This window comes from Janthinobacterium sp. AD80 (assembly GCF_002878455.1).
GTDB lineage: Bacteria > Pseudomonadota > Gammaproteobacteria > Burkholderiales > Burkholderiaceae_D > Janthinobacterium.
On the sequence record NZ_NRDQ01000008.1, the window covers coordinates 18,974 to 40,492 of the forward strand.

A 21,519-nucleotide genomic window follows, 5' to 3' on the forward strand; every position below is an offset into this window, starting at 1 on the left:
AAGACAGCACGCTTCACTGCGCCACCTTCACGTTGGCGTTCGGCGACTCGCCAAACATTTCAGGCGAATACATGGCCTCGATGCGCGTGGCCGGCAGGCTGAAGTCGCCCGCGTTGTTCAGGCGCACCGTGTACTCCACGCTCCACGTGCCTTTCGGCACGAAGGCGTAGTAGGCGCGGAAGGCATCGAAGGCCCGTTCCTCGAACGTGGGCCAGACCCAGCCCGTGGATTTTTCGCCCGCCGTCAGCAGCTGCGAATCGCGGCCCAGGCCATTGCCCAGCACGCTGGCGCTGGCCGGGATCGGATCATCGACCACCACCCAGCTCATGTCCGCCTGCGCCGACAGATCCAGGCGCACGCGGTAGACGTCGCCGCGCGACCAGGCGCCCGCCGTCTTCTGCTCCACCGGGGTAATGGTTTTCTTGATGGTGTAGCCGCTGGAAACGGGCGCCGTCAGCGGGATGGCCGCCAGGCTTTGCACCGTGGCCCAAGGCTTGCCGGTGCCGCTGTGCGCGATGCCCAGGGTATCCTTGCCCTTGGGCCAGGCTTGCAGCACCGGACCGACTTTCGCCGCGCCATTCCACACGAGGGCCTGCGTATCGCTGCCCAGCTTGACGGCGCTGGCGCCCGTCACGGGAGTCGATTCGAACTTGGCCGAGAATTTACTGATGGCCAGGGTGCCCCAGGCATTGGCCACCGTGGTATCCCAGCGGCCCTTCTTCTGGCGGCCCATGCTGCCGCGCACCAGGCGGCCGATGTCATCCTTCCATGCCGGGTTGTCCAGCACGGCCAGCAGCAGGCGGTTGGCGTTGACGTCGCCGGACACCATCAGCCACCACCAGTTGTCCTTGCGCTCGGTGGAAAAGCCCATGGTCGTGCCCTGGAAGTTCAGGCGCGAACGCAATATCTGCTGCGCCTCGGCCAGTTGCGCATCGCGGCGCGCCAGGCTTGGCGTGCGCTGCAGCAGCAAGCTCCAGTCGATGACGGCCGAGGTGGGCCACAGGTTCGGATTGATGCTGATGCTTTCCAAGGCATCGGGCGGCACCTTGCCGGAACGCGACAAGGCTTCCAGCGCGGCCAGCTTGCGCACGGCCAGGTCGGTCGTGGCCAGCGCCGAACGGCGCACGATGCGGCCCTGCACGAAGGCCGTCAAGGCTTCTTCCATGCGGTTCTTCGTCTGTTCGGGAATCGCATAGCCCGCTTCGGCTGTTGCCGACAGCACATATGCCGTCAGGCTGTCGCTGCCCTGCTCCATGATGGGGAAATATTTCAGCATGCCGTCGCCGTCCAGGTAGGCGGGCAGGCTGGCGGCCAGCTTGTCCCACGCGGCCCGGTCCTGCAGGGCGATGGCTTTCGACGTATTTTGCTCGAAGCAGGTGTACGGGTAGGCCGCCATGTACTCGCGCACGCCGGGCAGTTCGCCGCCCAGCTTTGCCGCGAAACTGGTCTGGATGCCGCCCCGGCCCGGCAAGGCGCCGGCCGGCATCTGCACCGACATATTGATGGGCTTGTCGACTTGCTGCAAGGTGGCCTGGTAGGTGCGCACGGGCGTGGCCTGACCCACCTTTTGCGTGATTTTCAGTGTATCCGTGTGGCTGCCGGCCTTGGCGCCGATCTCCCACACAATCTGTTGCGCGCCGAACGGCACCTGGTAATCCCAGCCCACTTCACGCGCCTCGCCCGCCGCCAGGGTCAAGCTCTGGCGTGGCAAGGCCTTGCCGGCCGCCGTGGCATTCAAGTCCACGCTCAGGGATGCGGCCGAGGTATTGCGTACAGTAAAGCCAGCGCGCAGCTGATCGCCTTCGCGCACCAGGGTGGGCAAGCCAGACAGCAAGATCAAGTCTTGCGAGCTGCGGATGTCCGTGCTGCCCGTGCCAAACAATTCCTTGCCGGCACTGGCGACGGCCACGATGCGGAAGGCCGTCAGGCTATCGTTGAGCGGCACTTGCACGCTGGCCTCGCCCTTGGCGTCAAGCTTGACGGTGGCTTTCCAGAACAGCAGGGTATCGAACAGTTCGCGGCTGGCGCCCTTGCCGCCTCCTCCGCCGGCCGGAAAGGCCTTGCGGCCGAAGTGGCGCTTGCCGATCACCTGCATCTGCGCCGTCGCCGTTTCCACCTGCAGGCTGCGCTGGGCCATCATGGTGTCGAGCAATTTCCAGCTATCGTTGGGCATCAGTTCCAGCAAGCCCGTATCGACGGCCGCCAGCGCCACTTCGGCGGCCGGCAGCGGCTTGCCATCGGCGCGGCGCACGCGCACGGACACTTCCGCCTTGTCGCGCGTTTTATACACTTCCTTGTCGGACACGACCATGACGTTCAGCTCATGCGCCTGCCAACCCACGTTCAGGGGGGCGATACCCATCTTGTAGGCCGGCTTGCCCAGGTCGACCAAGGCCGTCGGCTGCACGCCATCGACCCGCCCGCGCACGACAAACACGGACACGTACACATTCGGCGCGTAGTTCGGTTTGACGGGGATTTTCACCACAGGTTCCCGCCCATTCAGCTGGCGCACATAGGTGTCGAGGATGCCTTCGCGCTCGACCGTGATCAGCGCCGTGCCCGAACGGAAGGGCATGCGCACCTGCAAGCTCGCTTCCTGGCCCGGTTCGTAGCGCTTTTTCTCGGGCAGCACGTCGATGCGGTCATTGTCGCTGACATTGAACCACCAGTCGCCGCTGCCAGCCACCCAGGTTTCGCGGTTGGCGACGGCCGCGTTGCCGGATGCATCCTGGGTGCGGGCGCGCAAAATCAGGTTGCCGCTGGCGGGCGCCTTCACGTCGCACATCAGGAGGCCCTTGCTGTCCGTCTTGCCCGTGCAGGCGGAGCCCAGCTTGACCACTTCGCTGCTGTTTTCATACGCATAGAAGCCGCCGATCAGGCGTCGGCGGTGCGAATAACTGTTGCGCTGGAAGAAGTCGACGGCCACCGGCGCGTTGGCCACGGGCTTGCCATCGGTGCCCAGCACGGCCACCGTAAACTTGAAGGCGTCCTTGCTCAAGGCCCAGGCATCGGGCTTGATGCCGATCACATAGTTTGACGGCCACAGCGGGACGCGCGTGGCCACGGAAGCCGTCTCGCCATTCGCATCCTGGAACGCCATTTCCGCCACCAGGTCGCGTGGCGAGGACAGCTGCGGCAGCTGGTCGATGACGATGCGCGCGCCGCCTGCCTTGTCCAGGTTCAGGCTTTGCGTGCGCGCCGCCGTGGCGCCGGCGCCAGCACTGTCGCGCCCGCCGTTGCCTTCATCCTGCCATTCGCCCTCGTCGTCATCGTAGCCGGTGCCCTGTTTCACAAGACCTTCCTTCACGTCGCCATTGCTGAAGCTGTACTCGGGATAGTCGGCAAAACTCACGCTCTTGTCTTGCAACACCGTGCGCAGCTTGACGGGCGCATTGGTGGCGGCGCCGCCGGCCAGGTAGGTGATCTGCGCATCGAGCGCCACCTGTTTCGCCTGCACGGCAGGAGCTTTCGGCCCCTGCAGCACGGCTTTCATGGTCGGCACGCGGAACGCTTCCACGCGGAAACTGCCGGAAGGCCGGCCCGCCATGGTCACGCTGTATTCGCCCTGCTTGGCATCGGCGGGAATGCGCCAGTCGCTTTCCGCCGTGCCGCTGGCCGACCAGCGTAGCGGCAATTGATAGTTCTGATCGCTGCCCTGGTGCGTGATGACAACAGAGGTGGCGCTGCCGGGACCGTTATTCTTGTCGACCAGGCTCATGCCTTGGCCCGTGTGCTTGCGGATGAAATGCTTCATGTGCACGGTTTCGCCGGCGCGCAGCAAGGTGCGGTCGAAAACCGTTGCCAGCAGGGTATTGTCGGCACGCATGTCGCCCGTGGGCAGGTTGAAGCGCCAGGCTTCGATGCCGCCCACCCAGTCCGACAGCGTGAACGTCATGTCGCCGTTGCTGCGCGCACTAATAAAATAGCGGTCATTGTTCTTGCAGCTGGAATTGGCCAGCTCGCCGGGAATCTGCGCCACGCCATCCGCGCCGGTGGCGCCCTGCCACAGCAGCTTGCCGGCGCAGTCGCGCACGGCTACTTGCGCCTTGGCAACGGGCACGCCCTTGTCCAGGGTGGTCACCCACACGAGCGACGATTGCGCGCCATGCTTGAAGTGCGCCGCCAGGTTGGTCACCAGCGCGGCCGTGCGGATATACGCGGTGGTCGGTTTGCCCAGCAGCACTTGACCCAGGATGGGACTGGCCAGTTCCACCACATAGAAACCGGGTTTCTGCAGCGGGATGCCGATCACTTCAAAGGCTTTCCTGCCATCGGGACGGGGCAGGCTGATGGGGCGCGTACCAGCCGCGCCAGCCAGCACGGATTTGCTCATGTTGCCCGCATACTGGGCGTAGGGCTGCCAGTATTCACCGGCGGCGCCGTCGCCCGCCATGCGCTGCATCCACTCGATGATGAACTTGTCGTCATTGTCGGGCACGCGCAAGGTGGCGCCCGTGGCGGCGCTTTCCGGCGCGGATACTTTGGCGATTTCCTTGCCGGTCAGCACAGGCTCGATATTGCGCACGGTAACGGGCAGCAAGCCGTCGCCCTTCGCTTCGATGATGCCGAACGGGGCCGGGAACTTCAGCAGCGGCGGCTGTTCGCCCGTGCGCACCGTCATGGGGAAGCGCGCGCGGTTGAGCAGGATGCGGCCCGCGTCATCTTTCAAGGCGGGCGGCAAGTTCAGCACGAAACTGGCTTGCACGGGGAACGGGCCATTGAAAGTGGCGTCCTGCAGAAATTCCGCCTTTTCCTCCTCTTTCGAGATGCTTGGCGCATACGTCTTGCCGCCGCCCGTCAGCGTCATGGCGCGCACCAGCGACGCTTGCACGGGCGCGGAAAACTGCACGCGCATGGGCAGGAAGGGAATGCACTGCTCCTTCGGATTGCTGCGTTCGCAGCTGAACTTCGCCGTAAAATCGGGCCGCGTCTTGAATTGCAGGGTCTGCGCCTTTTCCGTGGCGATGCCAGTGGCGCTGGCGATGCCCTCGCCCCACACCAGCGACACCTTGGCGTTGGCGGGGAAGCTGCGCTTGCATTGCAGCACGGTGACGGGCAGCGGCGGCGCGCCCTTGCTGGCTACCGGCATGCCCACCTTCCACATCACGCCGCGCTTCTTGAAGTACACGCTCAGGTAGCGGTCGAGAAAGCTCTTGCGCAGGGTCAATACCTGTTCCAGTTCCTTGCCCTTGAGCAGGCGCACGGGAATCTTTTCATTGATGCCGTCGGCGCGGCAATAGGCGTTCGCGGCCACGCTGGCCTCGTTCGGCGCCGCGTCCAGGCCCAGCACGAAGATCTGGTTCTCATCGATGTATGGCTGGCCGTCATAGGGTACGGCCTCGACAATGGCCGGTCCGCCCGTGGAGAAACGGTAGGACGCCGTGCCCTGCAAGGGCTTGCCCGCCAGATCCTTCAGGCCCGGCTTCAGGGTAAAGCTGCACGCAATGCCGGCCGGCAAGTCGCGTTCAAAATCGTAGTTCCAGTTGCGCTCGTCAGCCCAGCGCCCTGCGCCCGCCACCACGGCCGGCTCGGCCTTGCCACAATCGATGGCGAAGGGGGCAGCCAGCGCCATGTCGCCAAACGGCACCATCGGCGTGGCGAACTGGGCACGTACCTGGCGCACGGCCTTGACCGTGCCGCTCGGTGAAAACAGGGCCACGCCGCTCTCCGCCCAGGCCGTGAGCGGCATGGCCGCCGCCAGGGTAAGCAGCAGCGCAATAAGGCCTGGCCGGGTTGCTGACGGGAACTTGCAATTTGCCTTGGGCACGGGGTGACTCCTTCATGAAAAGTGGCGGCACTGGCGGCGGCGCGAAAAAGTTGCCTAGAAGTAGCCCCTAAAGCAAAGGAATGCGACAGAAAGCAACAGAACGCGGCAGGAATACAACGTTAATGTAATATTAGTTATCAAGCTCACCAGTATTGTTAATATACAGTGGCAAGCCCGTGGCAAGTCGTACGATTGCCTCTGGTACCAGCATGATGGCTTTGCCCTTTATGCAAAACAGTCGCTTTAAAGTAGATGATTTTTTTTCAATGGAATAGTATTTGTCGTGAATCAGCAACACTATTGATATACAACAATGCTTTGTGCGCCAACGCACCGACCAGTTGAACCCGGAATCGTATTCTCTAGTCCAACAGCAGTGCAAATCTCACAATAGTCTCTGTGGGCACATGGAATTGTTGTCTATCTCGAGCAATAGCACGTGTAGCAAGATGTCGCTTTGATGCTGTAGAGAAAATCTCTTATCAACGTTGGGAGTTACTTGTGAATAATCTAAAAAAAATCGCTGTTGCCGCCGCAGTACTGTGCTCCGCCCTCGGCGCACAGGCCCAGGAAATCAACCCGTCCTGGTATATTCAACCTAGCATCAATGCCATGAAGCCCGATTCGGATTTCTCTACCGACAAGACCGGCTATGGTGGTGGTTTGCGTTTCGGTAAGCCAGTGTCGCAAGACTGGGATGTACAGCTGGGCACGACGTATGCCCGTTCGAAGGATGGCGGCCGCCGCTACCAGCAAAATACGCTGGGCGTGGATGGTCTGTACATGTTCAACCGTAACCCTGGCTTCAGCCCCTTCGTGGTGCTTGGCGCCGGCATGCAGCGCGACAAGGACACGGGTCCCCTGGGCGAACGCAGCAAGAGCTCGCCATACGTGAACCTGGGCCTGGGCTTCCAGAGCAAACTCAGCGATCAATGGTCGACGCAAGTCGATGTGCGCAACGTGCATGGTTTCTTGCGCGGCAACACGTTTGACCAAAGCAAATCGAGCAACTGGTATGTCACCGTGGGCCTGAACTACGCGTTCGACAAACCGCCAACACCTGCAGCACCGCCGCCACCGCCGCCAGTGCGTGAAGAAGTGGTCGTGGTCGTGCCGCCGCCACCACCGCCACCACCACCGCCACGCTTTGAAAAAGTGACGATGTCGGCGACGGAACTGTTCGCGTTCGACAGCGCCAAGCTGGGTCCGACACAGACCAAGCTCGACGAAATCGCCCGCGTGCTGACCGCGGCGCCGGACGTCAACAACGTCGTCATCAGTGGTTATGCCGACCGCATTGGTTCGCCGAAGTACAACCTGAAACTGTCGCAGCAGCGCGCTGACGCCGTCAAGGAGTACCTGGTATCCAAAGGCGTGGCCGCCAACCGCCTGACGGCCGAAGGCAAGGGCTCGACGAATCCTGTCGTCACGTGCGATAACAAGAAACGTGCCGACCTGATCAAGTGCCTGGAACCGAACCGCCGCGTTGAAGTCGAACAAATCACCATCGAACGCCGCGTACAGTAAGCATCACCAGTGGTACGCCGCTAGTGAAAACTAGTTAAAAAAAGGGGCTGCGGCCCCTTTTTTCATTGAAAGCCACCATGAATTTCTCTACCCGCTACCCAAAGCTGGCCAGCCTGGCGCCGTTCAGCAAGCAGATGCGCAGTGTCATCGTCTGCTCCGTCACCGAATGGCTGGAACACCGCGCTTCGAGCAAGGGCGCCGCCCTCGCCTACTACACGCTGTTTTCCATCGCCCCCATCCTCGTGCTGGTGATCGCCATCGCAGGCTTTTTCTATGGCCCGGCGGCCGCGCGCGGCGAGCTGATGGGCCAATTGCAGGGCTTGCTGGGCACGCAGGGCGCCGAAGCCATCCAGCTGGTGCTGGCCGGCGCCAAGAACCATGAGCAGGGCCGCATCGCCACCCTCGTCGCCAGCGCCCTGCTGCTGTTTGGCGCCACCAGCGTGTTTGCCGAACTGAAAGCCAGCCTCGATGAAATCTGGCAAGTGCCGCCCCTGAAGGAAGCGGGCGCCTGGGACATGGTGCGCACGCGCTTGCTGTCCTTCGGCCTGGTGCTGGTACTGGCCTTCCTGCTGATGGTCTCGCTGGTGGTCAATGCGGCCATGGCCATCCTCGCCAATTTCTGGGAAGGCGTGTGGAAAGACACGGCCGTGCTGTTTACCATCCTGTCGAACCTGATCGGCTTTGCCGTCATCGCCAGCCTGTTCGCCGTCATCTATAAAATGCTGCCGCGTGTGCGCCTGTCCTGGCGCGACGTGCTGATCGGCGCCCTGGGCACGGCCTTCATGTTCTCACTGGGGAAATATGCGATTGGCGTGTACATCGGCAATAGCGGCGTGGCCAGCAGCTATGGCGCGGCCGGTTCGCTGGTGGCCCTGCTGCTGTGGGTATATTACTCGGCGCAGATTTTCTTCCTTGGCGCCGAATTCACGCGCCAGTTCGCCTTGCAGCTGGGCAGCATGAAGGACATGCCGAAGACGGAAGACGGCGATGTGCAGGTCAAGATCCTCAAACGCCACCAGTCGTAGCGGCCTGCATCATAAGCAGCAACGGCGCCCGTGGGCGCCGTTTGTGTTTTTGGCGGGCGCTTATTCGCCCAGCAGTTCCGCCACCACTTCCATGCCCTGCACGCGTTCGGCGACGACTTTCACGATGACGATGATGGGCACGCCCAGCAGCAAACCCCAGACACCCCACAGCCAGCCCCAGAACAGCAGGCTGATGAACACGGCCGTGGGATTCATGCGGGCGATGCGTCCCGTCATCCAGGTGGTGACAAACGTGCCGACCAGGGTGGCGATGGCCATCGACGTGCCCGTCACCAGCAAGACCATTTCCAGCGACTCGAACTGCAGGAACGCCACCAGCCCCGTGGCGATGGTGATCAGGAGCGGGCCGAAATACGGCATGATGTGCAGCAGGCCGGCCACGATGGCCCAGGCGCCCGCGTTTTCAAGGCCGATCAGGCGCAGGGCGATCCACATCAGCAGCGCCAGCAAGCCGTTCGTGACGAGCAGCATGAACATATAGTTCTGGATCGAGGTATTGATATCTTCCAGGATGTGCACGGTGACCTTCTTGCGGCTCAGCGACGGTCCCGTCAGCTTGACGAGCTTGCGCTTGAAGGTGTCGCCCGACAGCAGCAGGAAAAACACGAGGAAGATGACCATCGTGGCCTGGCTGACAAAGCCCACCAGGCCCAGCGAACCGGCCCAGACCCAGTCCATGATCTTGAAATTGGGACCTTCGGACGCCGCCGCGGCACGCCGCGTATTGCGGCGCGCCTCGGCGCCGGCGGCTACCTGCTCGATTTCATTGGCTACCGCCTGCATTTTCTGGAAAGTGCTGTTCTTGCCGCCCGTATTGGCGGCGATCAGGCGCGACAGCTTGTGTGTGGCAGCCGGCAACTCTTCAACGATGGATTCAAATTCACCCTGGACGCGCTCGACGACGACGACGGAGCCGAACAGGATCAGCGCCGTGACGGCCGTGGCGGCAATGGCGCGCGGCAGGCGTATCTTTTCCAGCCAGGCGACGACGGGATTGAGGGTATAGGCAATGAAGATGCCGAAAATAACGGGAATGAGGAATTTCTGCGCCCACTGCAAGGCATAGATGAAACTGACAGTGGCGATGATGCCCAGGGCCAGGCCGCGCGCATTGACATGCAGCGGCAGCCGCAAGGCGGGGTCCAGCGGCTCCGCAGGCGCGCCGGGGGGGAGCGCCGCGGGGTCGGTGGCGGCAGCCAGCTCGGGCGGGGTATCAGAAGGCTGAGTTTGCATAAGAATCCCGCGACGTTTGCTGAAGGGCCACAGCGCCAGCCCGCAGGCCGGCTGCTGTGGCGGGCCCTGCCATTACTTCACGCGGATATCGTTTTTGACCGATTTCACGCCTTTGACGCCGCGGGCAACTTCGCCAGCTTTGGCTGCGTCCGATGGCTGGGCAACGAAGCCGCTCAGCTGTACCACGCCCTTGAAGGTTTCAACGTTGATTTCCGTCGATTTCAGGGTAGGTTCGTTGAAGATGCTGGCTTTCACTTTGGTGGTGATGGCAGCGTCGTCGATGTATTCGCCCGTGCCTTCCTTGGTCGGGGTGGAAGCGCAACCTGCAACGGCGAACAGGGAAGCGACGAAGAGGCCAGTAGCGATCGATTTGGTGAATTTCATGGTTTTTTTCCTTAGGAATGGTCAATCAACGTGCTCACAATGAGCTTCTTATACCAGTGTGTTTACCGGGCGCCTGGAGGTGCTCAGTAGCCAAACTGGGTTTTTGCAGCCTTGACACAGTCGTCCTTGGCTGCGCCGGCTAATGCATCGCACTTTTCTGTGGCGACCTTGTACTCGGCTTTTCTTTTTGCTTCACGCGCATCGCTGCGCGCTTCGATGACTTTCTTGTCGGCCTTGGCATCGGCCAGGGCCGCCACCTTGGTGGACTTGGCCAGCTTGACGCAGACATCCTTGTCGTTGCCCGTCAGCGCATTGCAGCGTGCCAGGTCGACGTCATAGTTGGCATCGGCAATCTTGATGCGCGCCTTGGTGTAGGCCCGCAGGGTATTCGTATATTGCGCTTGAGCCACCGCTTCATCGTAGGTGCGCACAGCCTTTGCTTCGGCGATGCAGACATCCTTCGGGTTGCCCGTGATTTTTTCGCATTCGGCATGCGCCAGCTTGTAGTTCAGGGCTGCCTGCTCATTGGCCGCCTTGTAAGCCGCCTTCGCTTCCGGCGTGGCGGCCACGGCGTGGCCACCCCAGGCGGCGCAGGCTAGGCTGACGATAACAGCGGTGAAGAGCTTGTTCTTGTTCATGTGTTTCTCCCTGGTGGTGACAAGCATGTCTGCTTGGCATGACTACCGTTTTACGTGGATAGTCGACACCCTTCTGTACGCTGCCGTACACAAGCCATTATTTTTGAAACAAGCGGGCATGCAGGGATAAATAACAACGTTTTTACCGAAAATCGCGCCGTGCTGGCGGAAAATAAGTGCGTGCGGCAGCGTACAGACCGGGACCGGGGCCATGACTAAGATGGCATCACACCCTCACCACGTCAGGAGAATAAAATGAAAACCCATGCCACCATGGCTGCACTGATGCTTGCCGCCACCGCCGTGCTCAGCGGTTGCGCCACCGGTCCATCCCAGTCACAGTACTATCCCGCCAGCCAGCCTGAGTCCGCCATGTATGGCACTGTCGATTCCATCCAGATAGTCCAGGGCGGTGGACAAACGAGTGGCGCGGGCGCCGTGGTCGGCGGCATCGCCGGCGCCCTGCTGGGCAACACCATCGGTTCGGGCGGTGGCCGCACGGCTGCCACCGTGGCCGGCGCCGTTGCTGGCGGCGTCGTCGGCAACCAGGTGGAGGGACGCAGGCAGCAGGCGCAGGCCTACCAGATCAGCGTGCGCCTGGACAATGGCGAATACCGCACCGTGGTGCAGGACAACGCCGTGGACCTGCGTCCAGGCAACCGCGTGCGCCTGGTCGACGGCCGCGTCTACCGCTATTGATCCCGCGGCGCGGCTTGCCCGCAAGCCTGCGCCGCCGCCTCTGCAATATAAATGCACCATATGCACTGAATGCACCAACACAAGGAGATACCATGGGCACCATCATACTGATCATCTTGATCCTGGCCCTGGTCGGCGTCCTGCCCACCTGGCCGCACAGCCGCAACTGGGGTTACGGCCCCAGCGGCGTGGCAGGCCTGGTCGTAGTGATACTGATCCTGCTGCTACTGACGGGCAGGCTGTAAAAAAAGAAAAGGCGCTACGGCGCCTTTTTCATTTCTAGGAGGAAATATCATGACGCGCTACCCCCTCATCGCATTGACCGCCCTGCTTGCCTGCGGCGTGACGCTGCCCGGCCTGGCCCAGACGGCCACGCCGCAAGCCGGCGACCCGCAACGCTGGTACCAGGAGGACAGCACGGCGCAAGCCCAGCTGCGCACCCTGCGCAAGGAAATCGCTGCCGCCCTGGCCGAGGCCAAAAAAGCCTGCCGTTCGGAACCATCCGCCACGCGCGCCACCTGCCTGAAGGACGCGCAAGACACTTACCGGCAAGACATGGCGAACGCGGAAAAGCTCCGGGAAACGGCACATCCGGCCCGGTAAGCGGTGTGGCGACGGCGTGAGCAGGCAGCGTTGCTAGGCCGCGTCGCGCTGGTAGGGAGGCAACTCATGCACCACCAGCGGCGTGTCTTCCGTGACGAAGGCCAGCCAGCCAGCCGCCTTGATGGCACGCAAGGCGTCCTGGTAGCCCTGCTCCCAGCGCCATTCGATGGAACCCTTGGAGAAATTGATGTCCTTGGCCGCCATGTGCCAGTCGCGACCCGCGTACGGCAGGCGCACGATGTGCATGGTGCTGTCGCAGCCCAAGGCCACCAGCTCTTCCGTCTGCTGGCGGTTGTGCGCGCTGTCAGGCAGCTTGCCGTACAGTTCGCGCAATTTATGCTGCAGGGTATGCGTATTCACGTAGTCCTCGATATGCCGCTTCGAGCGCGAGGCGAAGGTAACGTCCTTTTGCCGCGTCTGCACTTCATCGAGCGTGGTCGGCTCCGGCCCTTCCGAGCTCCACAAATCGACCATGAAGACCAGCGTATCGACGTGGGGCGTGTCGTCGAGCACGGTTTCCAGCGGCGTATTCGAATACAGGCCGCCATCCCAGTACAGGTCGCCATCGATGCGCACGCCGGCAAAGCCGGGCGGCAAGGCGCCGCTGGCACGGATGTGGTCAGCTGTCAGGGCTTGCTCCTGGCTATCAAAACTGGTGAGGCTGCCGCATTTCACGCGCAAGGCGTTGACCGTCAGGCGCATGCCGCCGGGCGTGTTCAGGTAGTCGAAATCGACCAGTTCCTCGAGTGTGCTGGCCAGTTCGCTCGTATCGTAGAAACTGGCGTCCTCCGGCTTCACTGCGATTCCCGCAGGAAAAAGGCTGAATGAGCGCGGCTTGAAGAAACCGGGCACGCCGCGCAGCACGGTATCGAGCGTAGCCAGCCAGATGTTCGAGCGGCGCTGCTGGTCGGAAATCATATTCATGTCAACGCTGTCGCGGTGGGAGACGCGCTGCCAGAACTGTTTCAGGCGCACCAGCCGGTCTTCGTGCTTGTTGCCTGCCAGGATAGCCGCATTGATGGCGCCGATCGAGGTGCCCACCACCCAGTCGGGTGCCAGGCCATGTTCATGCAGCGCATGGTAGACGCCCGCCTGGTAGGCGCCCAGTGCGCCGCCGCCCTGCAGCACCAGCACGATGCGCAGGCGCGAAGGATTTAACTGATTGATCGGTGTCTTCGAATTCGTCATCAAGATGGCCCCTCTGTCCGCCGCGCGGGATGCGGCGTGAATCATTGTAAGGGATTGCACCCGCACGTGCCGGACGTTGGGTACCGGCAGGCTATGTCCTCGTCAGGTGTGGGAAATCACCGAGCGTGGCTTTCAGCAATGATTCCGGCGAGCGGATGCGCCTGGCATCGAGTATCCAGCGCCAGCCCAGGTAATGGTGCAGATAGCGCGTCGCCACGCCGTGAAACGGACGCAGCCATTGCCTGAGACGGCTGTGATAGGCGTTGACGTTCTGCACGTGGGCCGCGCCCCGCACGCGCATGCCGGCACGCAGATTGACGGCCTGATGGCTGATGCCCGCCTCGCGGGCAAAAGCGGCATAGGCCGCATGGCCATCCGTAACCAGCAGCACATCCTGGTCCATGACGGGCGGCAAACAGCGATGCAGCTGCGCCTTCGTCAAGGCCCCCTTGCCGGTGACGAAATCGAGGGTTTGTCCCGTGCGGTCGCGCGCCACCAGGATGCAGACTTGTTCATGCGACATGCCGCGCAAGGTCGCGTGGCCTCCGCGGCGGCGTGCCGGACGCGTCATCGTGCGCGCGCCCTTTTGCGATTCCAGCACATACAGTTCGTCGGCCTCGGCAATGCCATGCAGGCAGTGCGGCCGGTCCGTTTTTGCCAGGCTTAAAAACCGGTGGCGCCAGCGAAACGTGGTGTTGCGGTGCAGGCCCAGTCGGCTGGCCGCGCGGCGCACCGAAACGGAGTCGAGCAGACAGTCGGCATATTCCAGCCATTGCGCCTTGTGGCGCAGGCGCGCCAGCGGCGTGCCCGTCAAGGCATTGAAGGTGCGGCCGCAGGACACGCAGCGGTAGCGCTGCAGGCCGTGCGCATGACCATGCCGGTGCACATGCGCCAAATGGCAGGCTGGGCAGGCCAGGCGCTGGCACGCCACGTCCTCGATCAGGGCAATGGTTGCCTGCTGCGGCGCGTTGCCGCGCAGCAGGGCGATGCCGGCCTGGCGCTGGCGTGCGCTCAGGCTGGCGAACTGCGCGATAAAGATCGTCCATTCGGCTGACAACATGATCGGCTCCGTGCATGGTGAATATGCAGAGTCAGACCACGCGGGCACAGGAAGATTCCGCCCCCCCCCCCCCCCACTTGCCGATGACAGAGCCAAAAAAAAAACGCCGTCAATGACGGCGTTCCGGGTATTTCAGGCTCAGCGCTTGCGGCGCAGCCAGCTGGCGGCAGCGGCGGCCACGGCCACGAGGACCAAGGCCGGCTTGACCAGCTTCTTGCGGCCGATAAAGGACAGCGCCGTCAGCACGTAGGGCATGGCGCCTTGCAGGCGCATGCCGCCCGGTGCCAGCAAGGACTCGACGCGGTGGCCGGCGAAGCCGACGGCCGTCTCGACGACGCCTTGCAGCATCGATTCGGGACGCAGCGCGTAGCCGACGTTGGCGCGCGCATGCACGATGCCGACGCGGTACATTTCGCCCTGGGCAATCAGCAGGCGCTTGCGGGCGTCCTGCTGTGCCAGTTTGTCGTTATCCGACATGAATTCTCCTCGAAAGGCAGTCCGGAACTGGCGGAGCACAGCTCCGCCAGCCGGTTACATCAACATGTCGCGGTCGGCCTTCAGTTCGGCCATGGTGGCCGGCATGGAGAGCTTCCCTTGACGCAGCATGGCCCGCGCATACACGACCAGACCGATGGCCAGCAGCATGAACACGACCGTCATGATCGCCAGGATCTTCCAGCCCAGGCTATCCCAGGCCAGGAAGACGATCAGCACGCTGCCGTAAGCGATGGCAAACAAGCCTGCCACGGTCGCCAGCGCGAAAATGACAATCAGCTGCAACATGTGATTGCGCACTTCCGACAGTTCGATGGTGGCCAGCTCCAGCCGCGACAACATCAGTCCGACGGCGTTTTTGGCCAGGCCGGCGACCGAGCCGATCAATCCCGGCCCCTGGTGAGACGAAGCAGACTTGTCCATATCGCTCCTGTATGGGATTACTTGCGGCCCAGGATGAAGCCGACCAGTACGCCGACGCCAGCGGCGACAGCCACCGTACGCCATGGGTTTTCCTTGACATAGCCGTCAGCCTGGGCAGCCATCTGCTTGGTGGCAACGATGGCCGAAGCTTGCGCCTCGTGCGCCTTGGCCAGCGCGGCGTCCAGGGTCTTCATACCCTTGACGCGCACTTCGTCGGCTTTTTCGCCCGTCAGCGCGGCGGCGGCGCTGAACAGTGCTTGTGCATCCTTGACCAAGGTTTTGACATCGTTATTGACGGTGGTGATATTGTTTTCCAACATGGTTTAGCTCCTTAGCTGTGGATGAATGTAGTTACTATACCTACTTTACTCAAAAACACTATTCCATTAGATCGCGCATATCATCGGCGTGCTCTTCCTCGACAGCCATGATCTTGATCAGCAAATGCCGTGTTGTCGGGTCGCTGTCGCCCACTTTGATGATCATCTGGCGATACGACTCGATCGCCACGCGCTCGGCGATCAGGTTGGCACGCACCATGCTTTGCACGTCCTCGGAGTCATCATACTCGGCATGGCTGCGCGCAAGCAATGTTGCAGGATTAAAATCTGGCTTGCCGTTCAATTGCACGATGCGCTCGGCCAGCCAGTCCGCGTGTTCCTGTTCCTGCTGCGCATGTTCCAGGAATTCCGCCTTGATGGTGCCGTTGTCGCGTCCGCTCACCGTGTAGTAATGGCGTTTATAGCGGGCGATGCAGACCAGCTCCGTGGCCAGCGCCCCATTCAGCAAGGTAATCAATTCCTGGCGATTGCCCTGGTAGCCGGCCGTGACGGCGCCGTCATCGAGGTTTTTGGCAGCGGCGCGGATGGCCGCCGTGTCGATGCCAGCTGGAATCTCAACAGATGTTTGGGTCATGATGCTTCCTTTCAATACTTGCGTGGGTATCCACCGGTGCACATGCGACCGGTGCTGCCTTGGTACAACACAACAGCCAGGCGCACGCCAGGCTGCGCTTGGGCCAACGGCTGGCCCGACGAGGGGACCAGCGTCAGGGCCAGCTTAGCGACGGGCGGGAATGGCAGTGTTGTCTTCCGACAGCACAATTTCCACCCGGCGATTCAGCTGGCGGTTTGCCGCGCTGTCATTGCCGGCGGCCGGATAGGCGGCGCCATAGCCTTTCGTGGCAATGCGGTCGCGGCTGATGCCTTGCTCCAGCAACGCATTGCGCACGGATTCCGCGCGGCGCTGCGACAATTCCAGGTTGTGCGCGGAACCGCCCGTGCTATCCGTAAAGCCCTCGATCAGCACGGTACGCTGCGGGTTGTTTTTCAGCACGTCGGCCAGCTTGCGCGCCGTGTTCGTGCCATCGGCCGTCAGGTTCGCCTTGTCCGTGCCAAACAGCACGTCGCCCAGGGTGATCACCATGCCGCGCTCGGTTTTCTTGGCGGCCAGGTCAGCCAGCTGCGCTTCCAGGCCGGCGGCGCGCGCTTGCGCATCGCGGGCCGAGGCTTCTGCCATTTGCGCCTGGGCCTTGGCCGCTTCCGCATCCGCTTGCGCCGCCTGGGCACGCGCCGTGGCCTGGTCAGCCTGCTGGGTACGGGCATCGAGACGCAACTGGTCGCGCTGCTTGCCGGCATTGGCGATATCGGCTTCAGCCGCCTTCTGCTTGGTGACTTCTTGCGCGGTGGCTATCTTTTGCTTGGCCAGGTAGGCCAGTTTGTCGACTTTTTCGCTGTCTTCCTGGCGCGTGGCGGCCGCGTTCGCCTCTTCCAGCGCAGCGCTCGCTTCACGGAACTCGCGTGGCGCATAGGTCGATACCATCGGATTCGATTGCGCCGCCATGTAGTCGCCGCGCGTCTGGTCGAGCAGGCTGGTAGTGGTCGGTGCGGAGCTGCAGGCTGCGACCAGGGCGGCCATGGCCAGCAGGCCGGGAATGGTGGTGTAGGTGGCTTTTTTCATGATGGAATCCTGTTCTTATTGTTGGTTTATTGTTTCGGGGCTTGCTGGTTGGCACGGTCGAGTTCTTCGCGCATGACACGGATGTTCTCGTTGATTTCATCGGCGGCGGAAGTGGCCTTGGCCGAATTGGCCTTGCTTTGCGCCAGCTTGGCATCGGCTTGCGCCTGGTCGGCCAGGTCGCGCGCCGTTTTGTAGTCGCGGTCTTTCAATGCCTGGTTGGCCATGCGCATTTTTTCGCGGGCCGAACGCATTTCATCGGGTGCCAGGTCGGCGGCGCCGGCGCTGGCCGCGTTATCGACGGCGGCGCGCGAAACGGCCACGTCGGCCGTGGCCGGGGTTTTCAGGCTGGAGCAGCCCGTCATCAGGACAACGGCGGTGACGCAGGCGGCGAATGCGGTCAGGGGGGTGTGGGTGGAATCTCGGTTTGTCATTTTTCTTCTCCTGGAGAATGGGGCTAAGGTAATTCGCGGATAAAACAAATCAGGAACTGCGTTTGATGTATGACGTTATAGGCTCCGGCTCCCCGCATATCCGTTCGGTGCCGCACATAGGGTAGGAAATCGACAATACTGTCCTTGGCAACGTGCGCCAACGCACGTGTCCGCCAGCAAAAGCAGAAACGAACCCGGTTTTCAAGCGATTCCTGTAGCATCGTGTCTACTTGTCCAGAAAGAAATGCCTCATGTCACGTTTTACGTCCCTCTCCCGCCGCCAGAAAATCGCCCTTGCCAGCACCGCCGTACTCATCGCACTGCCCGTAGCGGCCGCCGTTACCCTGCTGAACATGGACTGGAACCGCACCAAGCCCTGGCTCAATGCGCGCGCCAGCGAAGCGCTGGGACGGCCGTTTGCCATCGCCGGCGACCTGTCGCTGACGTGGCGCCAGCCCGCTGGCGGGCAAACGGGCTGGCGCGGCTATCTGCCGTGGCCGCATTTGCAGGCACAAGATGTGCGCCTGGGCAACCCTGACAACATGGCGGCAAGCGATGGCGAGGCGGCGCAGCTGGCCACGGTCAGCCAGCTGGCGTTCTCGCTCAATCCGCTGGCCTTGCTGGACAGGCAGATCGTCATCCCGCAATTGCGTTTCGACTCGCCGCAGGTGCGCTTGCTGCGCAACAAGGATGGCAAGAACAACTGGACCTTCGAGAAACAGGATCAGCAATCGCCGTGGCAGCTGCAGCTGCAAAGCGTGGTCTTCAGCAAGGGCACGGTGCAGCTGGACGATGCGGTCACGCACACGTCAATGCGCGCCGATGTCGATACGCTGGCGGACGACAAGCGCTATGGCATCGCGTGGAAACTGGCGGGAAAATACCGGGGAGAAACCATCCAGGGCGGCGGCAAGGCGGGCAGCGTGCTGTCGCTGCAGCGCCAGGGCACGCCCTTCCCCATCCAGGCAGACATGCGCGCAGGCGGCAGCAGCGTGGCCATCGAGGGCACGCTGACGCGCCCGACGGACCTGGCCGCGCTCGACGTGCGCCTGAAGATAGCTGGCTCCAGCATGGCCCGCCTGTATCCGCTGACGGGCGTGCTGCTGCCGGAAACGCCGCGCTTCAGCACGGAAGGCCATCTGACGGCAACCCTGGCGCCGGGCGGCGGGGAGTGGGTGTACGAGCAGTTCAGCGGCAAGGTGGGTTCGAGCGACATCAGCGGCAAACTGGCCTTCTCTGCCAGCAAGCCGCGCAAGCGCCTGACGGGTGAAGTCCATTCGCGTTTGCTGCAGTTGAGCGATCTGGGCCCGCTGGTGGGCGCCGATTCCAGCGCCAGCAAGAAGGAACGGGGCGTGCCGTCGACGCAGCCGGCCGGACGCGTGCTGCCGGTGGAAACCTTCAAGACGGAACGCTGGACCAGCCTGGACGCCGACGTGCGCTACACGGCCGACAATATCACGCGCGATGCGCAATTGCCGATCAGCAAGCTCGACACGCATGTGGTGCTGAGCGATGGCGTGCTGTCCCTGACGCCGCTCAATTTCAATGTGGCGGGCGGCACGCTGACGTCGCAGATCAAGCTCGATGGCAGCGGCAAGGTCATTCCCAATGGCATCGCCGCCGAGCTCAAGGCCAGCGCCCGCCATCTGCGCATCAAGCAACTGTTCCCCCGCCTGCCCGCCCTGCAAGCGAGCGTGGGCGAAATCAATGGCGACGCCTCGCTGTCGGCCACCGGCAATTCCGTCGCCACCCTGCTGGGCAGTTCGAACGGCGAAGTGCGCGCCCTGATCAACCGCGGCAGCATCAGCAAGCTGCTGCTTGAAGAGATGGGCTTGAATATCGGCAGCATCGTGGTGACCAAGCTGGTGGGCGACAAGCAGGTCAAGCTCAATTGCATGGCGGCCGATTTCGTCGTCAGCAAAGGCTTGATGCGCACGCGCCAGTTCCTCGTCGATACGGATGATGCCGTGCTGCATATCGACGGCACGGTGAACCTGGCCAATGAACAGCTGGACCTGACATTGCAACCGGACAGCAAGGGCTTGCGCATCTTCTCGCTGCGCTCGCCCCTGTATGTACAAGGCACCTTCAGCAAGCCGGACGTGAGCGTGGACAAGGGCGTGCTGGCCTTGCGCGCGGGCGGCGCCCTGGCGCTGGCCGTGGTGGCGCCGGTGGCGGCACTCTTGCCACTGGTAAACGCCGGCCCCGGCGAACAAAGTGAATGCGCAACGCTGCTGGCCCAGGCCCGCGTCAAGCCGGTGGCCCCGCCGCCGGGCAAGCCGCCGCGCCAGCGTCGCTGAACGGCAAGCCATGGTGTGCATTTACAATTGTTACACTGCTATGTGCGTTGTCGAACAGACCCTGCACTGGCGCAATTCTATGCTGTGACCGTGCCTGAAACACGCGGCGTTACGAACTACCTTCCGGCCCATACCATGCCGGCGCCACGAGGTCCGAATTCATAGGAGAACTGCCATGCAAATCATCAAAAAACTCGCCGCCACCACTTCCGTCGCCGCTCTGCTGCTGAGCCTGACGGCTTGTGCCAATATGTCCAATCAAGACAAGAACACGGCCATCGGCGCCGGCGTCGGCGCCGTTGCCGGCTCCGTGCTGACGGGCGGTAGCGCCGTTGGCGCCGTCGGCGGCGCCGCCGTCGGTGGCGTGATCGGCAACCAGGTCAAGCCGAAGTAAGCAGCAATCCAAAGGCGGGGTGGGTGCGCAGGCGCCCACCCCGCCTTTTTGCGTTTGCGGCATGGCGACAGCTCACTGCGTGGCGCAGGTGCGCGGCGGGAGCAAGCAGGTGAAAATCAGACGAAGACGTTGGCCATGCCGATGGCGCCCGTATCCTTGACCAGCTCGTAACAGCGGCAGGAGACGGCTTCCAGGCCGGCCGAATCGAGGATCTCGATATTGCCGCGGCTGTAAGTGATGAGTTTTTGCTGCTGCAAGGCGCTGGCCGCCTTGGTGACGCCGACGCGCCGCACGCCCAGGGTGTGGGCGAGGAATTCATGCGTCAGGTGGAATTTTTCCGACTGCAAGCGGTCGCGCGTGATCAGCAGTGAACGCGCCAGGCGCGCCTCGAGCACGTGGAAGCGGCTGCAGACGGCGATCTGGATGGCTTGCGCCAGCAAGGTGTCGGTGTAGCGATACAGCAGGCGCTGCAGCGAATCGAGCTGGGCGAACTCGGCGCAGAAGTCGGCCCGCCCGATGCGGCTGGCCGTACCGGAACGTTGCACGACGGCACGCACTTGCGCCAGGTCATGCCCGAGCGCGACGGAAGCGCCCAGCACGCCTTCACGCCCGACAGATCCCACTTCCAGGGTCATGCGCCCTTCCGCCACGGCCAGCAGCGAAATCAGGCAGTCGCCGGGGAAATAAATATGCGCGATGGGCTGGCCGGGTTCGTACAGCACTTCGCCAACCTCGACCTTGACGGTATCGAACAGGGCCGCCAGGTGGCGCAGGTCGGACTCGGGCAGGCTGGCCAGCAAACGATTGCCGGATGGCACGCCCATGGCTGGCGCCAGGCCGGATCGGCCTGCATCGCGGGACAGGTTCATGCTGGCAGTCGTTGGTGGCATTGCGTTTCCTTGGTGTCGTTACAACTCGACATAATTTTTACCTAGCCTACGGTGCCGTCCCCGTCCTGTATGTACGGTGACGCACGGAAGCGAACGACACAGCAACGCACACTGGCATCACGCATTGCGCCATGCCGTCGCTGGCGCGCGGCATATTGATAGCAGCACAAGACGTAGCACCCAGATTTCATTTATTTTAAAAAACCAAGGAGCCTTCCATGACCACCACGACCAAATCCCTTCATCCGCTGGTCCTTGCGGCCGCTGTCGCTGTCCTGCTGTTCTGCGGCGTCGGCACGGCCGCCCTGATGGGCTGGCTGCCTTCCTCGCAAGGCGAAGCGCCTGCCCTGTCGGCCAACGCCTCGGCCGAACAGCTGGCCAGCCTGCAGGCGAACCAGCCGCAAACGGGCATGCCGCCGGCCGGCATGCAGCCGCTGGCCGCCCTGCCGCCGCAGCAACAGGCGCAGCAGCCGGTGCAG

The 21,519-nt window shown here is 62.7% G+C and carries 20 protein-coding genes and 1 pseudogene; 8 read left to right on the top strand and 13 right to left on the bottom strand.

Annotated features, from left to right (window positions below):
• Nucleotides 1–13: 13 nt before the first annotated feature.
• Nucleotides 14–5,770: an alpha-2-macroglobulin gene (locus JaAD80_RS01755; protein ID WP_258002766.1), complete on the bottom strand. Its 5,757-nt coding sequence runs from the start codon at nucleotides 5,768–5,770 to the stop codon at nucleotides 14–16.
• Nucleotides 5,771–6,271: 501 nt separating this feature from the next.
• On the opposite strand from JaAD80_RS01755, the gene JaAD80_RS01760 reads away from it, so the two are divergent.
• Together JaAD80_RS01760 and JaAD80_RS01765 are read left to right on the top strand one after the other, a co-directional pair.
• Entirely contained in the window at nucleotides 6,272–7,297 is a 1,026-nt protein-coding gene (locus JaAD80_RS01760; RefSeq protein ID WP_102292612.1) for an OmpA family protein, read from the top strand.
• A gap of 77 nt (nucleotides 7,298–7,374) precedes the next feature.
• Complete coding sequence (locus JaAD80_RS01765) at nucleotides 7,375–8,322, top strand: YihY/virulence factor BrkB family protein (RefSeq protein WP_102292613.1); 948 nt, start codon at nucleotides 7,375–7,377, stop codon at nucleotides 8,320–8,322.
• A 60-nt stretch (nucleotides 8,323–8,382) separates the two neighbouring features.
• Here JaAD80_RS01765 and JaAD80_RS01770 read toward each other — a convergent pair whose 3' ends face one another.
• The 3 genes from JaAD80_RS01770 to JaAD80_RS01780 all read right to left on the bottom strand — a co-directional run bounded on the left by JaAD80_RS01770 (nucleotide 8,383) and on the right by JaAD80_RS01780 (nucleotide 10,598).
• Entirely contained in the window at nucleotides 8,383–9,576 is a 1,194-nt protein-coding gene (locus JaAD80_RS01770) for an AI-2E family transporter (RefSeq protein WP_374755215.1), read from the bottom strand.
• Nucleotides 9,577–9,648: 72 nt separating this feature from the next.
• Nucleotides 9,649–9,960 carry a BON domain-containing protein gene (locus tag JaAD80_RS01775; RefSeq protein ID WP_046682432.1) on the bottom strand — a complete coding sequence of 104 codons (312 nt, stop codon included), beginning with the start codon at nucleotides 9,958–9,960 and terminating at the stop codon, nucleotides 9,649–9,651.
• Nucleotides 9,961–10,043: 83 nt separating this feature from the next.
• The gene (locus tag JaAD80_RS01780) at nucleotides 10,044–10,598 is read right to left on the bottom strand and encodes a hypothetical protein (RefSeq protein ID WP_102292615.1); all 555 of its coding nucleotides are present in this window, start codon (nucleotides 10,596–10,598) and stop codon (nucleotides 10,044–10,046) included.
• A 255-nt stretch (nucleotides 10,599–10,853) separates the two neighbouring features.
• On the opposite strand from JaAD80_RS01780, the gene JaAD80_RS01785 reads away from it, so the two are divergent.
• The 3 genes from JaAD80_RS01785 to JaAD80_RS01795 all read left to right on the top strand — a co-directional run bounded on the left by JaAD80_RS01785 (nucleotide 10,854) and on the right by JaAD80_RS01795 (nucleotide 11,900).
• A complete protein-coding gene (locus JaAD80_RS01785) occupies nucleotides 10,854–11,297 on the top strand; it encodes a glycine zipper 2TM domain-containing protein (RefSeq protein WP_102292616.1) in 444 nt (147 codons plus the stop codon).
• A 92-nt stretch (nucleotides 11,298–11,389) separates the two neighbouring features.
• Nucleotides 11,390–11,542: a DUF3309 family protein gene (locus JaAD80_RS01790; protein ID WP_092800820.1), complete on the top strand. Its 153-nt coding sequence runs from the start codon at nucleotides 11,390–11,392 to the stop codon at nucleotides 11,540–11,542.
• Between the two features lie 49 nt (nucleotides 11,543–11,591).
• The gene (locus tag JaAD80_RS01795; protein ID WP_102292617.1) at nucleotides 11,592–11,900 is read left to right on the top strand and encodes a hypothetical protein; all 309 of its coding nucleotides are present in this window, start codon (nucleotides 11,592–11,594) and stop codon (nucleotides 11,898–11,900) included.
• A 33-nt stretch (nucleotides 11,901–11,933) separates the two neighbouring features.
• On the opposite strand, the gene JaAD80_RS01800 is transcribed toward JaAD80_RS01795, so the two are convergent.
• The 8 genes from JaAD80_RS01800 to JaAD80_RS01835 all read right to left on the bottom strand — a co-directional run bounded on the left by JaAD80_RS01800 (nucleotide 11,934) and on the right by JaAD80_RS01835 (nucleotide 17,456).
• Nucleotides 11,934–13,088, bottom strand: a complete 1,155-nt coding sequence (locus tag JaAD80_RS01800; protein WP_102292618.1) for a patatin-like phospholipase family protein — start codon at nucleotides 13,086–13,088, stop codon at nucleotides 11,934–11,936.
• A gap of 91 nt (nucleotides 13,089–13,179) precedes the next feature.
• A complete protein-coding gene (locus JaAD80_RS01805) occupies nucleotides 13,180–14,148 on the bottom strand; it encodes an IS1595 family transposase (RefSeq protein ID WP_102292619.1) in 969 nt (322 codons plus the stop codon).
• Nucleotides 14,149–14,286: 138 nt separating this feature from the next.
• Nucleotides 14,287–14,625, bottom strand: coding sequence for a hypothetical protein (locus JaAD80_RS01810; RefSeq protein ID WP_102292620.1), 339 nt, complete (start codon nucleotides 14,623–14,625; stop codon nucleotides 14,287–14,289).
• A 54-nt stretch (nucleotides 14,626–14,679) separates the two neighbouring features.
• Nucleotides 14,680–15,066, bottom strand: a complete 387-nt coding sequence (locus JaAD80_RS01815) for a phage holin family protein (RefSeq protein ID WP_102292621.1) — start codon at nucleotides 15,064–15,066, stop codon at nucleotides 14,680–14,682.
• Nucleotides 15,067–15,083: 17 nt separating this feature from the next.
• On the bottom strand, nucleotides 15,084–15,386 hold the full coding sequence (locus JaAD80_RS01820) for a YqjD family protein (protein WP_035826246.1): 303 nt from the start codon (nucleotides 15,384–15,386) through the stop codon (nucleotides 15,084–15,086).
• A gap of 58 nt (nucleotides 15,387–15,444) precedes the next feature.
• On the bottom strand, nucleotides 15,445–15,981 hold the full coding sequence (locus tag JaAD80_RS01825; protein WP_102292622.1) for a ferritin-like domain-containing protein: 537 nt from the start codon (nucleotides 15,979–15,981) through the stop codon (nucleotides 15,445–15,447).
• Between the two features lie 144 nt (nucleotides 15,982–16,125).
• Nucleotides 16,126–17,025, bottom strand: coding sequence for an OmpA family protein (locus JaAD80_RS01830; RefSeq protein ID WP_102292623.1), 900 nt, complete (start codon nucleotides 17,023–17,025; stop codon nucleotides 16,126–16,128).
• A 26-nt stretch (nucleotides 17,026–17,051) separates the two neighbouring features.
• A complete protein-coding gene (locus JaAD80_RS01835) occupies nucleotides 17,052–17,456 on the bottom strand; it encodes a DUF4398 domain-containing protein (protein WP_102292624.1) in 405 nt (134 codons plus the stop codon).
• Nucleotides 17,457–17,707: 251 nt separating this feature from the next.
• On the opposite strand from JaAD80_RS01835, the gene JaAD80_RS01840 reads away from it, so the two are divergent.
• Together JaAD80_RS01840 and JaAD80_RS01845 are read left to right on the top strand one after the other, a co-directional pair.
• On the top strand, nucleotides 17,708–19,756 hold the full coding sequence (locus tag JaAD80_RS01840; protein WP_102292625.1) for an AsmA family protein: 2,049 nt from the start codon (nucleotides 17,708–17,710) through the stop codon (nucleotides 19,754–19,756).
• A 175-nt stretch (nucleotides 19,757–19,931) separates the two neighbouring features.
• Nucleotides 19,932–20,150, top strand: a complete 219-nt coding sequence (locus JaAD80_RS01845; protein WP_102292626.1) for a glycine zipper 2TM domain-containing protein — start codon at nucleotides 19,932–19,934, stop codon at nucleotides 20,148–20,150.
• 116 nt (nucleotides 20,151–20,266) lie between these two features.
• On the opposite strand, the gene JaAD80_RS01850 is transcribed toward JaAD80_RS01845, so the two are convergent.
• Entirely contained in the window at nucleotides 20,267–21,019 is a 753-nt protein-coding gene (locus tag JaAD80_RS01850) for a Crp/Fnr family transcriptional regulator (protein WP_374755216.1), read from the bottom strand.
• A gap of 239 nt (nucleotides 21,020–21,258) precedes the next feature.
• On the opposite strand from JaAD80_RS01850, the pseudogene JaAD80_RS01855 reads away from it, so the two are divergent.
• Nucleotides 21,259–21,519: pseudogene (locus tag JaAD80_RS01855) on the top strand (hypothetical protein); the annotation flags it as partial.

Excerpts from the sequence above, each read along its gene's own strand:
- JaAD80_RS01765 (WP_102292613.1), top strand. The coding sequence starts at position 7,375 with ATGAATTTCTCTACCCGCTACCCAAAGCTGGCCAGCCTGGCGCCGTTC.
- JaAD80_RS01770 (WP_374755215.1), bottom strand. The coding sequence starts at position 9,576 with ATGCAAACTCAGCCTTCTGATACCCCGCCCGAGCTGGCTGCCGCCACC.
- JaAD80_RS01775 (WP_046682432.1), bottom strand. The coding sequence starts at position 9,960 with ATGAAATTCACCAAATCGATCGCTACTGGCCTCTTCGTCGCTTCCCTG.
- JaAD80_RS01780 (WP_102292615.1), bottom strand. The coding sequence starts at position 10,598 with ATGAACAAGAACAAGCTCTTCACCGCTGTTATCGTCAGCCTAGCCTGC.
- JaAD80_RS01785 (WP_102292616.1), top strand. The coding sequence starts at position 10,854 with ATGAAAACCCATGCCACCATGGCTGCACTGATGCTTGCCGCCACCGCC.
- JaAD80_RS01790 (WP_092800820.1), top strand. The coding sequence starts at position 11,390 with ATGGGCACCATCATACTGATCATCTTGATCCTGGCCCTGGTCGGCGTC.
- JaAD80_RS01795 (WP_102292617.1), top strand. The coding sequence starts at position 11,592 with ATGACGCGCTACCCCCTCATCGCATTGACCGCCCTGCTTGCCTGCGGC.
- JaAD80_RS01800 (WP_102292618.1), bottom strand. The coding sequence starts at position 13,088 with ATGACGAATTCGAAGACACCGATCAATCAGTTAAATCCTTCGCGCCTG.
- JaAD80_RS01805 (WP_102292619.1), bottom strand. The coding sequence starts at position 14,148 with ATGTTGTCAGCCGAATGGACGATCTTTATCGCGCAGTTCGCCAGCCTG.
- JaAD80_RS01810 (WP_102292620.1), bottom strand. The coding sequence starts at position 14,625 with ATGTCGGATAACGACAAACTGGCACAGCAGGACGCCCGCAAGCGCCTG.
- JaAD80_RS01815 (WP_102292621.1), bottom strand. The coding sequence starts at position 15,066 with ATGGACAAGTCTGCTTCGTCTCACCAGGGGCCGGGATTGATCGGCTCG.
- JaAD80_RS01820 (WP_035826246.1), bottom strand. The coding sequence starts at position 15,386 with ATGTTGGAAAACAATATCACCACCGTCAATAACGATGTCAAAACCTTG.
- JaAD80_RS01825 (WP_102292622.1), bottom strand. The coding sequence starts at position 15,981 with ATGACCCAAACATCTGTTGAGATTCCAGCTGGCATCGACACGGCGGCC.
- JaAD80_RS01830 (WP_102292623.1), bottom strand. The coding sequence starts at position 17,025 with ATGAAAAAAGCCACCTACACCACCATTCCCGGCCTGCTGGCCATGGCC.
- JaAD80_RS01835 (WP_102292624.1), bottom strand. The coding sequence starts at position 17,456 with ATGACAAACCGAGATTCCACCCACACCCCCCTGACCGCATTCGCCGCC.
- JaAD80_RS01840 (WP_102292625.1), top strand. The coding sequence starts at position 17,708 with ATGTCACGTTTTACGTCCCTCTCCCGCCGCCAGAAAATCGCCCTTGCC.
- JaAD80_RS01845 (WP_102292626.1), top strand. The coding sequence starts at position 19,932 with ATGCAAATCATCAAAAAACTCGCCGCCACCACTTCCGTCGCCGCTCTG.
- JaAD80_RS01850 (WP_374755216.1), bottom strand. The coding sequence starts at position 21,019 with ATGAACCTGTCCCGCGATGCAGGCCGATCCGGCCTGGCGCCAGCCATG.